Source organism: Bacillus sp. MMSF_3353 (genome assembly GCF_030733445.1).
Taxonomy (GTDB): domain Bacteria; phylum Bacillota; class Bacilli; order Bacillales; family Bacillaceae_G; genus Bacillus_A; species Bacillus_A wiedmannii.
Genome location: NZ_JASHJA010000035.1, coordinates 19,244 through 32,094, shown reverse-complemented (window position 1 = coordinate 32,094; position 12,851 = coordinate 19,244). Strand labels below are relative to the sequence as shown.

Sequence of the window (12,851 nt, the reverse complement as noted above, 5' to 3'; positions counted from 1 at the left end):
CTCTTCACTTCTACTATATAAAAAATAGTAGTGCGAACCAATGCCTTGGTCTGCACTACTAATCTTAGTATGTTTTGTATAGCTTCATATACTAAGTACAGATGATCTTGAATCATATAAATTGCTTTATATTCACTTAATTCTTTTTGTTTTTTCTGTAGTAACAGCCGTCGCATTTTGAACATAGTGGAAGAACAAAGAAAAATAGCGATTAACTGTCCATAAAGATGACATTCTAGACGCTCTCGCTTAATATTGTGACAATGATTGATACCAAAAAGAGATTTCCATGTTTTAAATACAATCTCTATTTGCCAACGTAGTGAGTAGATATCATGAACCTGTTCCATCCCGAAAGAATTCTGGAGATTCATTCTTCACATATACTCTATTATTTAACTTCAGCCGTGAAACATAGAATACACCTCGTTGATCCATCTGGTCTAAATCTTTTAGAGAAAAGCATCCTAAATCTCGAATACATAAATCTCCTGGGCGTAAGGTATCTAAACACTCTGTACCAAAGGTTTTATCATTATTTTTACCTGGTTCCATTTGAAAATTGAGGAATTTTCCACTATGTAAATCATACTCTAGCTGAATCTTAATACCAGCTGTTTGTGCACACCCTCCTGAACCAGGATAAATAGGAGCCAAATGATTGGGGACCTGAAAAATAGTAGCATCTAAAATACGTATACGTTGAAAATAAGAAGTGTATTGATTTGAAATTTGAGAAGAATTGTTTAGTTGGCTTTTGACTAAAAGAGAAAATACACGTTGTAGAAATAAAACAGCGTATCGGTTAAAACGTTGATTAAGTCCTTCTGGACTCATGAGTGTAGCTGTATTTGCAAAAAGCTGACTACATAATCGAGTGGGAGAATCGCTTGCTACATGTTGACTAATCCAGATACATAAAGCAGCCAAATCTTGTGCGCCATACTTACTTTTACGTTTTACAAAACCTGTCTCCTGTGCGAGTTGTTGAAGAATATGTGGAGATAGATATCGCTGTAGTTCTTCAGCGAACAAATGAAACTCATCTTGAATCGAAAGACCCATAAAAAATGCCATCCTTTCTGTATATTTCTACAAAAAGCATAACGCTTTCTATGAATTATGGGTATAAATCCTTCTTAGATTGATAGTAATATAGCGATACCCCTATAAGGAAATTGGATACTTATGTTAAGTTATAGAGAAGATGGTGACATTATTTTAGGGGGTAAAACTATGATTGGAATATTAGCAGGGATGGGGCCAAAATCTACTGGGCCATTTGTAGACAAGGTCGTAGAACAGTGCCAAAAGATATATGGAGCAATAAATGACATTGATTTCCCACACATGATGATTTATTCATGTCCAACGCCTTTCTATATTGACAAACCTATCAACCATACGGACATGGAAATGGCAATTATCAATGGGGCTCACAGACTTGAAAAAACAGATGTTGATTTTATTGCCATCCCATGTAATACGACACATATCTATTTTAACCAAATTAAGAACTCAGTTTCAGTTCCCGTATTAAACATGATCGATGAAACAATAAAGGAAATACCAAAAAACTCAAAAAAGGTAGCTCTTTTAGCCACCAATCCAACGGTTCAATCAGGAATATTTCAAGATGCTTTAGTGAGGGAAGGTTATGATTATTTACATCAAGATCATTGGCAAACCTGCCTGAATCAAATAATAGTAAAGATTAAACAAGGTCAAATCGATAAGCCCCTTCAATTATGGAATGAATTCTATTCAGAATTAGCTGAAACAATTGATACCGCCATTATTGCATGTACAGATTTAAATGTTGTTACAGATAAAAAATCCAATGATATTTCCTTTGTTGACTCATCAACATGCCTCGCTCAAGCCGTTGTACATAAATATTTATCATTAACGGACAGAGGTTAGTTTTTCCTATTAGATGATAGTTTTTTGTTCGTTCCTTTTTCACTAGCTGGCGCTTTAATGGAGCAATGAAAAAAGCCTAATTTCTTCGCATTAAATTGAGAAATTAGGCTTTTTAATATTGAAATTTCCTTAACGTTGTAAATCCGCATTTTTCTGACACTACACCATATCCATCAACTTAAGAATTTTATAACGCCCCCAAAACAAAAAAATGTACATTTTTACCTGGAGATGTCAAATTTCTCGTTTTGGGGGTATTTGCTTTTCTTAGCTTGATGGGCATGTGACGGTACCCCTTATTATGATGGTCTGTTTTTGGCACATTATGTTTCTCATGTATGGTGAAAGCCTGTTACAATAGTTAAGAATAACTTGGTACAAATTGATAATGAAATGGAGAAAGATACTAGATGAAAGCAACCGGAATGACTAGAAAAGTAGATGAATTAGGACGTGTAGTACTTCCAAAGGAACTTAGAAATACACTTGGTATTAAAGAAAAATCACCATTAGAAATTTTTGTAGAAGGGGAAGATATTATTTTACAGAAGTATCGGCCTAGTGGTGTTTGTGCATTAACAGGAGAAGTGTCAAATCGTAACATGGCATTAGCAAATGGCAAGATAACATTAAGTCCAGAAGGTGCAGAACTATTACTAAAAGAAGTAGAACAGTATCTTGTAAAATAGTGCTCCTTTCAAGGGGCTTTTTTTATGGTTAACAATATAATTTCATGTATCGTAATAATTAATAAAAACTAAAACCCTACAATAATAGATATCAGGAAGAAACTTTTATTGGTGATAAAAATAAACTAGCTAAATTATTCGGTATATTTGCTTATGTAGTAGGAATTGCTACATTTTTACTCCCTTTTGAATTAGAAATCTTCGGGAATATCGCAAGCATTATTTATGGAGTATGTATATGCGGTGGAGTAATAGTAGTTTTAATACGAAAGCAATCTATTAATAAACTATGTTAAGAAAAAGAGTCTTGCATCCAGACTCTTTTTTATTTTCAATAAAAAAGAACCAAAAACGGTCATTTTTGGAACGGGTTGATTGATGAAATATATTAAAAAAATTATAGTTGACCATAAAACCGATATCCGATATATTGGTTTTATGAAAAAAGATATTATTAAACCCATTAAACGTATGTCATTTAGAGATGAAGTTTATCTCACTTTGAGAAAAGCAATTGTTACACTAGAGTTACAACCAGAGCAACGCTTAAATGACAAAGAGTTAGCAGAAGAATTTGGAATTAGTCGTACTCCAGTTAGAGAGGCTCTAAAACGTCTTGAAGATGAAGGACTTGTTGAGTCTATTCCTGGTTCAGTGACTCGCGTTGCACCATTAAATCTTGAGGAGGCGAAACACGCATTTACTGTAGTAGCTGCTTTACATTCATTAGCTGCCCGTTTAGCAGTACCATTACTTAAAAAGGAAGATATTCAAGAATTGGAGTTCAGTAACAAAGCCTTATTACTATCTATTGAGAAAAAGGATATTATAAAAGCAATTGAAGCTGATGAGTTATTTCACAACGTTTTTTTAGATGTGGCAGGAAATCCTGAAATCATCCGTGCATTAGAACGAAGTATATCTAAGATCCAACGTCTTGAAATTTCTCAATTCACTTCTATCAATGGTTTAAAATCAGTAGAACAACATCAGCAAATTATAGAGGCATGCAAAAATAAAGATAAAGAAACAACGGCGCAACTTGTAGAACAAAACTGGTTAAGCCTCGGGGAATTATTAACTTATGAAACAGATTGAGGTGAGAAACTTGCGCCCTATTTTTTTAGGTATATGTGCTGCTTTCTTTTTTGCTTTTACATTTATATTGAATCGAGCAATGGAATTATCAGGTGGTAGCTGGATATGGAGTGCCTCATTAAGGTTTATTTTCATGCTCCCATTTCTTTTACTTCTTGTTATGAGTAGGAAAAAATTAGAAGTATTATTACAAGTTATGAGAGAGAATTTAAGAGCATGGTTTTTATGGAGTTTTGTAGGGTTTGGTCTATTTTATGCTCCATTATGCTTTGCCGCTGCACATGCACCAGGATGGATAATTGCTGGGACATGGCAAATTACTATTATATCAGGATCTTTGTTAGCTCCTCTTTTTATTCAAACCGTTCAAACACCAGATGGAATTCTTAAGAAAAGAGGAAAAATCCCAATGAAGGGTATGGGTATGTCATTGATTATTCTTCTTGGTATTTTCCTTATGCAAATGGAACAAGCAAAATCGCTAGCTGTAAAAGATATTTTGTTAGGTATTATCCCTGTTATTATAGCTTCTTTTGCTTATCCACTTGGGAATCGTAAGATGATGGAGGTTTGTGGAGATCGTTTAGATGCTTATCAACGTGTCCTTGGAATGACATTAGCTAGTTTGCCATTTTGGTTGTTACTATCCTTGTACGGTCTTTTTACAGCAGGCGTGCCTAGTAAAGAACAAACTATGCAATCTATTTTAGTAGCTATTTGTTCGGGTTTAATTGCAACTATCTTATTTTTTAAAGCGACTGATATGGTCAAAGGAGATATGCAGAAACTTGCAACTGTTGAAGCAACACAATCCATGGAGGTACTTTTTGCTGTTATCGGAGAATTAGTTTTATTACATGATTCATTTCCTTCTATTTTATCTTGGTGTGGTATGTTTGTAATAATGTTAGGAATGATAGGACATAGTTATGTTTCCCACAAAGGTGAATTAGCGCATAATCAAAATATTAGTGCTTAATTAATATTTTAAAATGTACAATATGAATACTTTTCTATTTAGTATAGTTAATTTTATTACTTTGTGGAAAATGTAGTACTCTAAGTTTTATGTCAAAATTTAATAACTAAGTGAAAGAATATGAAAAAAAGCCGATTTCCTGCACATATAGGAACATCGGCTTTTTTGTATAAACTTTTGCTTAGCGTACGAAATTCGCGTTTTGTTGATGGCTACCCTTAGAAGAAAAGTAAATACAAACAAACCAGGGGGTGCATTTCATGTTTAATTTACAAGAAGATATGTATGAGCAATTGAAAGAGAAAAAAGGGGATGTTACTGCATTTTTAAAGAATGGCGTTCAAGTACGTGGGCATATTCTTGCAACAGATAAATTTACCGTCCTAATGATGGTTAATGGTAAACAACAACTAATATACAAACAAGCAATCTCTACACTCGCTATGTAATACATACTGGACCTATGTAAAGATTTTAAAATATTATATTATTACTATGTAAACTATAATATAAGTAATTCTTTTAATTATTATATGTTTGTTCATTCTTGTTGCAGAATCCTTAAGCTATTAAGGATTCCTTTTTTGTATCTAAAATCCCAAAATAAAAAGATAAGATCCGGTAACAGGATCTTATCTTTAGCACAAGGAGTAAACAAAAGGATAACCATCATATTATTATAATAATTTATTTTTTGTTAATTTCGAATATCAGAACCATAATTAACAAGTATATCTATATTGAGAAATTTATTACAAAATTAGTTATAAAATGATTCAAAACTCCAATGTAAACTTTTATCAATTAGTTTACATTCAAACACCTTTAAATATTGACTTCATACCAAACTCCCTGATATCCTCAAAACACACGACAAAAGTATACATTCAAAACATGATAAACAAAAAGATTAGAACATCTATGAAAAAAAAAAGAAAAACCTAGATTCATACTAACTTTTCACATAATTTCCGTAATCTGAAGTTCACTTAGGATATCCTACAGTCTCTTCCTTAAGAAGGTTTCCATGATATCTCTCTTAAAACTTTCGTAATTGAACTGAAAAGCGACATTATGTATTTTATAACCCGGATTTGTCACAAAACGAAAATCTGCAATACTTTGACCGAATCCTTCTCCTTGATCGGCAATTACTTTGATGGGTACTTTTGAAAGGAGAACTGCATCTGGGTTCAACAAATACCACATTGTTACAAAATCATGCATAGGACTTCCCCCTATACCAGGATTCGATTTAGAGTAGAAATTATAGTAGTAGTCTAACATGGGCTTGATGATAAGCCCTGCAAGGTCCTGTGTATTACGGTGAAACGCATCGATTTGTTGGACCATTTCAGGTGTAACAATCGCGTGTTGGGTGACGTTTAACGGAATAATGGTCAAATTCTTTGCATGCTGCAGAATTAAGTTTGCTGCATAAGGGTCTGCATAAAAGTTAGCTTCAGCCACAGCAGTCACGTTTCCAGGATAAAAAAAAGCTCCGCCCATACAAATGTATTCATTCACGTTCCGCATTGTTTCTAAATTTAGGACAAATGCCGTCGCCAACGAAGAGAGCCTTCCCAAATTAATAATTATGAGGTCATCTAAATTAGAATCTATAATCCGATAAATATCATTGATAGGGTAAGTCGGATAAGAAATCTCAGGCGGGATGATAGGTCCTAATCCCACTTTCCCATGTACTTCAGGAAAATACTGGACCAATATGCCTGTTAAAGGTACAGAAGCACCCAGAAATACAGGTATCTCTTCCTTTCCCCCAATATACTTTAAATAGTTAATATTTCTTATAGCATTCTCTCTTGATACATTTCCATAATCAGCTACAATCCCTACAAGTTGGATATCTTTACGGAAAAAGGTATACAGAACAGCAAAGGCATCATCAATTCCTAAATCTGTAAACAGAAGAACTTTTTTTGGCATATATCTTCCCCCAAAAGCAATAGAATCATAATTTCATTGAGCCTGTACTATATATATTTCATGTGTTCCTGAATAGTACGTTCTGGTTATCAGTCACTGCATATATCCTATATGTTTTTACGTCTAAAAAATATTTTTGTTTTGTATATCCTCTACATATTATTAAGAAATTTGAAAAACAATTAGATAGTGATGTCAATGCATTAGCGAATGGATATGATTTTATTGATAAAATTAAAGCTGATATTTTATTAGATCATAAACAAGGTTGGATACAAGAAGATGGAAAATGGACCTATTATCGAAAAGATGGGCAACGTGTAACAGATTTTCAAACAATTGATGGCAAAAAATATTATTTTGGGACAGATGGATTTATAAAAACGGGATGGTTCCAACAAGGAACCAAAACTTTTTATTTTAGTCCATCAGGTGTAATGGAAACAGGTGTACAATATATTGATGGCAAAATGTATTATTTTAATGAATTTGGTTGGTTAACAAGTGGATTACATACTTTTGAGGGAAAACCTTATTATTTTGATGACACGCATGAAGCAAAAAGCGGATGGATGAAATTAGAATACGATTGGTATTTACTGCATCCGAATGGCGCGTTACAAACAGGTGACTTTACGTATAAAGATAAGAAATTCTCCTTTAATCAAGACGGGGAAATGGTTAAAGGCTGGATTACATTAGAATCCCTTGTTAAAAAAGTATATCCTGAGCCAGATTTAGGAAAAGTATTGCGTGCAAAACGTGTGAATAATGGTGAAGTGATAGAAGTAACGGGAAAAGTCGGTTCATGGTATGAGGTCAATTATCAAGGAGTAAAAGGATATGTACGTATCCATGATGCTATTATTTTTGATCAGGAAGCAAAAAATCCTTTGACATTACTAGATGGAAAATTAAAAATATTCCAAGGTGTATTTGATTATTTGAAAAATGATCAAACATTAATGAATGATGCATTCAAAGCGATGGAAAAGGCAGAGCAAAGTGCATTGGATGATGTTGAACTCTGGGGAAAAATTTCTAACGATTTAGATGCTGAGAAAAAAGATGTGCAGCATAAAATGCAAGTAATAAAGGAAGCACATGATAAGTTGCAAGAATTAGTGAATGCAATGAAAGGTGACATTAAAAATTTAACAGTCACTCAAAGAAAAGAGCTATTTAAAATACTTGGAAATACGAGAGAAGATGCTTTAGCGTATGGAAAAGAGTGGATGGGATTTAGTGCTGATGTATATGTATCTATCCTGCAATACTATACATGCCTTTATCAAACCTATGTTGGATATTATCAAGCATTAGATGTGGTTGCTGGGAAAACTGCAGACTTTTTAGATGTTCTTGCTAAAGCAACAGTTGAAATCGAGGAAAATCATCGTAAGTTAGCAGAAGGAATTTCTGGTGTAGTTAAAGACTTAGGACCAGTTGTAAATAGTTCGATTCGTCTAAAGCATTCCATAGATGAAGCGAAACCTGGGATAGAGGAACTTGTGCAAGTAACAAGAAAAAACGCTCCAATCATTGCGAAAGATCTACAAGCATTAGATGCAAAAGTTCCGGGATTTTTCACAGATTTCAACATGGGATTAGACCTTGCAAATACATTTATGGACTCCGCTAATAAAATAGCAAGTCATAAGATTAATATTCCAGCTGCTGCCATCAATGTGGGGAATATTGACTTGAGTAATGCACTACGTGATTTAGGTGGTGATCCATCTAGAGTATATGATCGTAAGAATGATGGAGATGTATCATTCATATTGGGTATTACACCTATAATTGGTACAGGAAAAGAAATTGGACAACTCGTAAAAGGAGAAGACTTAGTAACAGGTCAAAAATACGGTCCAGAAGATTATGCGTGGGGTACACTGGCTGTCGTCTCTGGTGGTACAACACGAGTTGTTGGTAAAGTTGTAGGAAAGATTGGTGACCTTGAAAAGAAAGGTAAAGCTATTGAAAATGCAACAAAAGGAACTTCAGGTATCGGATGGAGTATGCCAAGAGGTGGAGGGGTCATCAATGGTCGTAAATATTCTGAGCATGCTTTAGAAAGAATGGCTCCCGATACAATACAAGTACGCGCTGAATTAGAGGCGCGCGCGAAAAGTAGGGGGCTTGTACCTGGTACACAGAAATTTAAAGAATTTGTGGATCCTAGAGGTATTACACCTTCTGTAGTAGAGGATATAATCAAAAATGGGACAAAAAAAGCTGGAAATAAACCTGATTCATGGGAATATACTGGACGCGACGCTAGGGTCATTACTAATGGTAAAGGTGATGTAGTAACCGTTGTCCCTTATTAAGGATAAAAGGAGTCATCGCGATGGGAATTATTTATGATGAATTAGAATTATTAGAGATTTTCTGCAATGAACCTAAGATTATAGATGCTGATGCAAGTATATATAGTTACAAATCGACAGATACGTTAGGATATACTTTGGAATTATTTATATCTATTTATGAAAACTATGTAAGCCTTGAATTGACGCATGAGAACTTAAAATCGCTTATTTACGATATTGTAGTGGTTAATGTAAATAAAATAAAAACTTGGGAAAATACTTTGAAAGTTTACGATGAAAGTGAAAAACAACTATTACAAGTTGCTTTTAAACCCAATTTTTCATTACAGACTAAGTTTTAAAATAATAAAAAGGGTCATTTTCTTGATCCTTTTTATTTTATGTTTAAGACCTAGAACACCTTACATACCCTGAACATGATATAAAAAAGTGAGGCATAACCAAACTCCTTCTAATTCATTCGTCTGCATATTAAGTTATATTTACCGTAATAATGAAGGTTTATTACCAAGTGCTCCAAATAGGACTGGTATGAAGCGGATATTAATTATTCATCAGGGTATCGAGGTAATGATAGAATTCTTTATTCTAATGATGGATTAGTGTATAAAACTTCTGATCATTATAAAACATTTACCGAAGTAAAATAGGAAATAGAGGGATTAAATTTATGGATATAGTAAAATTGGATGGAAGAACATTTACTAGTAAAGAAGTATTGCACCAAACATTAAAAAAGCAATTAGATTTCCCTAGTTTTTATGGGGAAAATGCAGATGCTTTGTGGGACTGTTTAACTGGATTTATAGGTCTTCCTATAACAATAGAATGGGAATTTTTCGAGAGTACTCAAAAAATGTTAGGACCTTATGCGGACTTAATTTTAAAAATATTTCAAGATGCACAAAATGAAATGCCAGGTAAGTTCTATATTGTTGTAAAATAATTAAAAGGATCTTAGGTAAAAATAAAAACCGTGGAAATATTTAATTTCTACGGTTTTTATTGTATCAATTAGGTTTTCTTTCATAGTGGCCCCTCATACCTCGAATCGTTTCCGTACCCCTTTTATATGCAATATTTCATATAAAAGGGTTATTTTTAAAAACTCATAATTTATGAACTAGCATCATGTTTCATTTAATTGTTATTTTTCGGAACATAAAACAAAAAATAAAAAGCAACTCGGATTGGGGTCGAGTTGCTTTTTAGTGATGCTTATATATGCATTATAACATATTAGAAGCCTTCCCCGCTGGAATTTCTCCTGATAAAACCATTTGAGACATATATGTTTCTAAGCTTTGCGCAGATAAGAATAATATAATTGAAAATGTCCCTTTGATGACGTATTTACTAGGCTGGATTACCATTACTAGCTTTCCAATTATCACAATTTTATGGTCCGCATATTTTTTCTTATTTATCTTTCTTAGCAATTTATCCCTCTCGTTACAATACTTTCACATACTTCTTCAACGCACAGTCTGTTACATCTAAACATATCTAAACATCACTAGTATCATTTACATATACTATACCTCTTGTATAATATCAGTCTGATAGAAATAAAAATATGCAAATATACATATTATTAACTATTTTTGTAATTTATTGCTATAATGGAAAAGTAATTTTTAGAATTTTTTTACATATTAATATTTTTTTTATAGAAAGAATATAATGACAAAACGGCTCAGACCGTGAAATTTTCTTGGAGGTAAGTCTATGTATACAGAAATTATTAGCAATAAGCTACAATCTTTAAAAGAAAGTGGACAATATCGCGAGTTTGTTACAATTAATCGAATTCGAGGTCAATATCCGTTGGCACACTTAAATGGTCAGCAAGATACAGAACCTGTTGTCGTTTGGTGCAGTAATGACTATTTAGGAATGTCACAACACCCCGTAGTTACTGAAGCAATGCACGATGCTATTCGAGCATTTGGTGCGGGTTCAGGTGGATCCCGTAACATAGGTGGTACACATTATCATTATGCTGCACTTGAATCATCACTTGCTGAATGGCATGGTAAGGAAGCGGCTTTAGTTTTCCCTACAGGATATGGTTCTAATGATGCGACATTACAATGTTTACTTCGTTTATTTCCAAATTGTATGGTATTCTCTGACGAACGCAATCACGCTTCAATTATTAATGGTATACGTAGTACAAAAGTCGAACGAGCGGTATTCAGACATAATGATGTTGAACACTTGGAGGAATTGCTTGCAGCTCAACCACATGATCGAGCTAAAATTATTGTTTTTGAATCCGTTTACTCAATGGATGGCGATATTTCACCAATTGAAAAAATTATAGATCTTGCTGAACAATATAATGCTTTAACTTTTATTGATGAAGTGCATGCAATCGGAATGTATGGCCCACGTGGTGCAGGAATAGCTGCTGAACTAGGTCTTGTGGATCGTTTAGACTTTATTCAAGGAACGATGGCAAAGGGGATTGGAGTAATAGGAGGATATATTGCAGCCTCATCATTATTAATTGATGCTGTACGTTCTTTTGCATCTGGTTTCATTTTTACGACTTCATTACCACCAGCAATTGTCGCAGCTTGTCATGCTAGTGTTGAACACTTAAAATCTTCAGACAGTGAACGAAATGCTCTACATCAAAAGACTAGTATGTTAAGAGAATCGCTGGCTCAAGCAAATATTCCTATCATGGATTCAAGTGAGACACATATTCTTCCTGTACTGATTGGTGATGCTAAAAAATGTAAAGCTGCTGCTCAACGTTTACTTGAACAACATCATGTCTATTTACAACCTATTAACTCACCAACTGTTGCTGTGGGTACGGAACGTTTCAGAGTTAACGTCACACCAAATCATACCGAGGAACAAATCATGCAACTAGCTGGTGCACTAACAGAAGTATTTAATTATTTTGATATTCCTTTTGCACAGGTTACTGAGGTAGCATTTGCATGACAGCTTTAATGTACCTATTTTGCTTAATAGTATGGGGTTTGAACTTTATTGTAGTGAAAATCCAAGGTACACCAGTAAGTCTTGAACTATCATTAACTTATCGCTTGGTGGGGGCTGCACTCATGTTTCTTGTTCTTGCATGCGTGTTACGTCCAGATGGTAAGCCTTCTCGTAAAGACGCTTTACCTCTCATTACTTTTGGGGTATGCAACTTAGCTATTAGTTATTTGTGTTTATACTATGCTACGATTTGGATTTCTGCTGCATTAGTAACGCTACTGTTTTCGCTGAAAACAGTTTTGACACCGATTGCACTTCGTGTATTTTTAGGTGAGCGTCTTCATCCCCGAATTCTAGTTGGTGGAATAGTTGGTATTGCAGGAGTTTCTATATTAGTTTATCCATTACTAACGACTGGATTTTCTAATACAAGTGATTTAAAAGGGATAGGGCTTGCATTGTTAGGAACAGTCCTTACAGCTATTGGGGATGCCGCTTCTGCCCGAAATGCACGACGTGGTATTAATGCTGTTTATTCAAATAGTGTTGGTTTTATTGTAGCTTCTATACTTTTACTTGCTGTTTGTGTTTTCCAGCAACAAACCTTTACAATACCAACATCCGTTTCTTACCTAGGAGCTTTAGCATTTTTAACTGTATTTGCTTCCTTTGGTGCATGGATGTTTTACCTTAAGTTAGTAGAGCGTATTGGTGCATCAGTAAGTAGTTATATGGTTGCACTTTTCCCTGCAATTGGAGGCGTTGCTTCTGTTGCAATTGGAGAATCATCACCCACGCTCTACTTATTATTTGGCTGTTTATTTAGTTGTGCCGGAGCCGCAATCGCACTAGGATTCCGTTTACCATATAGAAACCAAATTACCATGAAAAATGAAAGCCCAGGGAATTAAAAAT

The 12,851-nt window shown here is 34.1% G+C and carries 12 protein-coding genes and 3 pseudogenes; 12 read left to right on the top strand and 3 right to left on the bottom strand.

Features of this window, described 5'->3' with window-relative positions; all coding sequences use genetic code 11:
- Window positions 1-1,065: pseudogene (locus RBB48_RS28540) on the bottom strand (IS4 family transposase); the annotation flags it as partial.
- Between the two features lie 171 nt (window positions 1,066-1,236).
- Between RBB48_RS28540 and RBB48_RS28535 the strand changes: the two are divergent.
- The 6 genes and pseudogenes from RBB48_RS28535 (at window position 1,237) to hfq (ending at window position 5,138) form a co-directional block, all read left to right on the top strand.
- On the top strand, window positions 1,237-1,923 hold the full coding sequence (locus RBB48_RS28535) for an aspartate/glutamate racemase family protein (RefSeq protein ID WP_306008554.1): 687 nt from the start codon (window positions 1,237-1,239) through the stop codon (window positions 1,921-1,923).
- 410 nt (window positions 1,924-2,333) lie between these two features.
- Window positions 2,334-2,612 carry an AbrB/MazE/SpoVT family DNA-binding domain-containing protein gene (locus RBB48_RS28530; RefSeq protein ID WP_306008553.1) on the top strand — a complete coding sequence of 93 codons (279 nt, stop codon included), beginning with the start codon at window positions 2,334-2,336 and terminating at the stop codon, window positions 2,610-2,612.
- Window positions 2,613-2,701: 89 nt separating this feature from the next.
- Window positions 2,702-2,908, top strand: a pseudogene (locus tag RBB48_RS31790) (DUF3784 domain-containing protein); the annotation flags it as partial.
- A 142-nt stretch (window positions 2,909-3,050) separates the two neighbouring features.
- The gene (locus RBB48_RS28525; RefSeq protein ID WP_306008555.1) at window positions 3,051-3,710 is read left to right on the top strand and encodes a GntR family transcriptional regulator; all 660 of its coding nucleotides are present in this window, start codon (window positions 3,051-3,053) and stop codon (window positions 3,708-3,710) included.
- Window positions 3,697-4,689 (top strand): DMT family transporter, encoded by a 993-nt coding sequence (locus RBB48_RS28520; protein ID WP_306008552.1) that lies wholly within the window; start codon window positions 3,697-3,699, stop codon window positions 4,687-4,689. The genes RBB48_RS28525 and RBB48_RS28520 overlap by 14 nt, the downstream gene beginning before the upstream one ends.
- Before the next feature lie 260 nt (window positions 4,690-4,949).
- Window positions 4,950-5,138, top strand: coding sequence for an RNA chaperone Hfq (hfq, locus tag RBB48_RS28515; RefSeq protein WP_306008551.1), 189 nt, complete (start codon window positions 4,950-4,952; stop codon window positions 5,136-5,138).
- A 550-nt stretch (window positions 5,139-5,688) separates the two neighbouring features.
- Here hfq and RBB48_RS28510 read toward each other — a convergent pair.
- Entirely contained in the window at window positions 5,689-6,639 is a 951-nt protein-coding gene (locus RBB48_RS28510; protein ID WP_113735402.1) for a nucleoside hydrolase, read from the bottom strand.
- A gap of 62 nt (window positions 6,640-6,701) precedes the next feature.
- On the opposite strand from RBB48_RS28510, the gene RBB48_RS28505 reads away from it, so the two are divergent.
- The 4 genes from RBB48_RS28505 (at window position 6,702) to RBB48_RS28490 (ending at window position 9,921) form a co-directional block, all read left to right on the top strand.
- Window positions 6,702-8,972 carry a pre-toxin TG domain-containing protein gene (locus RBB48_RS28505; RefSeq protein ID WP_306008550.1) on the top strand — a complete coding sequence of 757 codons (2,271 nt, stop codon included), beginning with the start codon at window positions 6,702-6,704 and terminating at the stop codon, window positions 8,970-8,972.
- Window positions 8,973-8,992: 20 nt separating this feature from the next.
- Window positions 8,993-9,316 (top strand): hypothetical protein, encoded by a 324-nt coding sequence (locus RBB48_RS28500; protein ID WP_166689647.1) that lies wholly within the window; start codon window positions 8,993-8,995, stop codon window positions 9,314-9,316.
- A gap of 201 nt (window positions 9,317-9,517) precedes the next feature.
- The gene (locus RBB48_RS28495; protein WP_371878403.1) at window positions 9,518-9,625 is read left to right on the top strand and encodes a hypothetical protein; all 108 of its coding nucleotides are present in this window, start codon (window positions 9,518-9,520) and stop codon (window positions 9,623-9,625) included.
- A 20-nt stretch (window positions 9,626-9,645) separates the two neighbouring features.
- Window positions 9,646-9,921, top strand: a complete 276-nt coding sequence (locus tag RBB48_RS28490) for a barstar family protein (protein ID WP_166689645.1) — start codon at window positions 9,646-9,648, stop codon at window positions 9,919-9,921.
- A gap of 286 nt (window positions 9,922-10,207) precedes the next feature.
- Here RBB48_RS28490 and RBB48_RS28485 read toward each other — a convergent pair.
- A pseudogene (locus RBB48_RS28485) lies at window positions 10,208-10,327 on the bottom strand (MFS transporter); the annotation flags it as partial.
- Between the two features lie 376 nt (window positions 10,328-10,703).
- Here RBB48_RS28485 and hemA point away from each other — a divergent pair.
- Window positions 10,704-11,936 carry a 5-aminolevulinate synthase gene (hemA, locus tag RBB48_RS28480; RefSeq protein ID WP_306008549.1) on the top strand — a complete coding sequence of 411 codons (1,233 nt, stop codon included), beginning with the start codon at window positions 10,704-10,706 and terminating at the stop codon, window positions 11,934-11,936.
- Window positions 11,933-12,847 (top strand): DMT family transporter, encoded by a 915-nt coding sequence (locus RBB48_RS28475; protein ID WP_306008548.1) that lies wholly within the window; start codon window positions 11,933-11,935, stop codon window positions 12,845-12,847. Before hemA ends, RBB48_RS28475 begins: the two co-directional genes overlap by 4 nt.
- The last annotated feature ends 4 nt before the right edge of the window (window positions 12,848-12,851 follow it).

What these genes read in the sequence shown, in the direction of transcription:
- RBB48_RS28510 (WP_113735402.1), bottom strand. Translation starts at nt 6,639, where the DNA reads ATGCCAAAAAAAGTTCTTCTGTTTACAGATTTAGGAATTGATGATGCC.
- RBB48_RS28520 (WP_306008552.1), top strand. Translation starts at nt 3,697, where the DNA reads ATGAAACAGATTGAGGTGAGAAACTTGCGCCCTATTTTTTTAGGTATA.
- RBB48_RS28475 (WP_306008548.1), top strand. Translation starts at nt 11,933, where the DNA reads ATGACAGCTTTAATGTACCTATTTTGCTTAATAGTATGGGGTTTGAAC.
- RBB48_RS28530 (WP_306008553.1), top strand. Translation starts at nt 2,334, where the DNA reads ATGAAAGCAACCGGAATGACTAGAAAAGTAGATGAATTAGGACGTGTA.
- RBB48_RS28500 (WP_166689647.1), top strand. Translation starts at nt 8,993, where the DNA reads ATGGGAATTATTTATGATGAATTAGAATTATTAGAGATTTTCTGCAAT.
- hemA (WP_306008549.1), top strand. Translation starts at nt 10,704, where the DNA reads ATGTATACAGAAATTATTAGCAATAAGCTACAATCTTTAAAAGAAAGT.
- RBB48_RS28490 (WP_166689645.1), top strand. Translation starts at nt 9,646, where the DNA reads ATGGATATAGTAAAATTGGATGGAAGAACATTTACTAGTAAAGAAGTA.
- RBB48_RS28535 (WP_306008554.1), top strand. Translation starts at nt 1,237, where the DNA reads ATGATTGGAATATTAGCAGGGATGGGGCCAAAATCTACTGGGCCATTT.
- RBB48_RS28525 (WP_306008555.1), top strand. Translation starts at nt 3,051, where the DNA reads ATGAAAAAAGATATTATTAAACCCATTAAACGTATGTCATTTAGAGAT.
- hfq (WP_306008551.1), top strand. Translation starts at nt 4,950, where the DNA reads ATGTTTAATTTACAAGAAGATATGTATGAGCAATTGAAAGAGAAAAAA.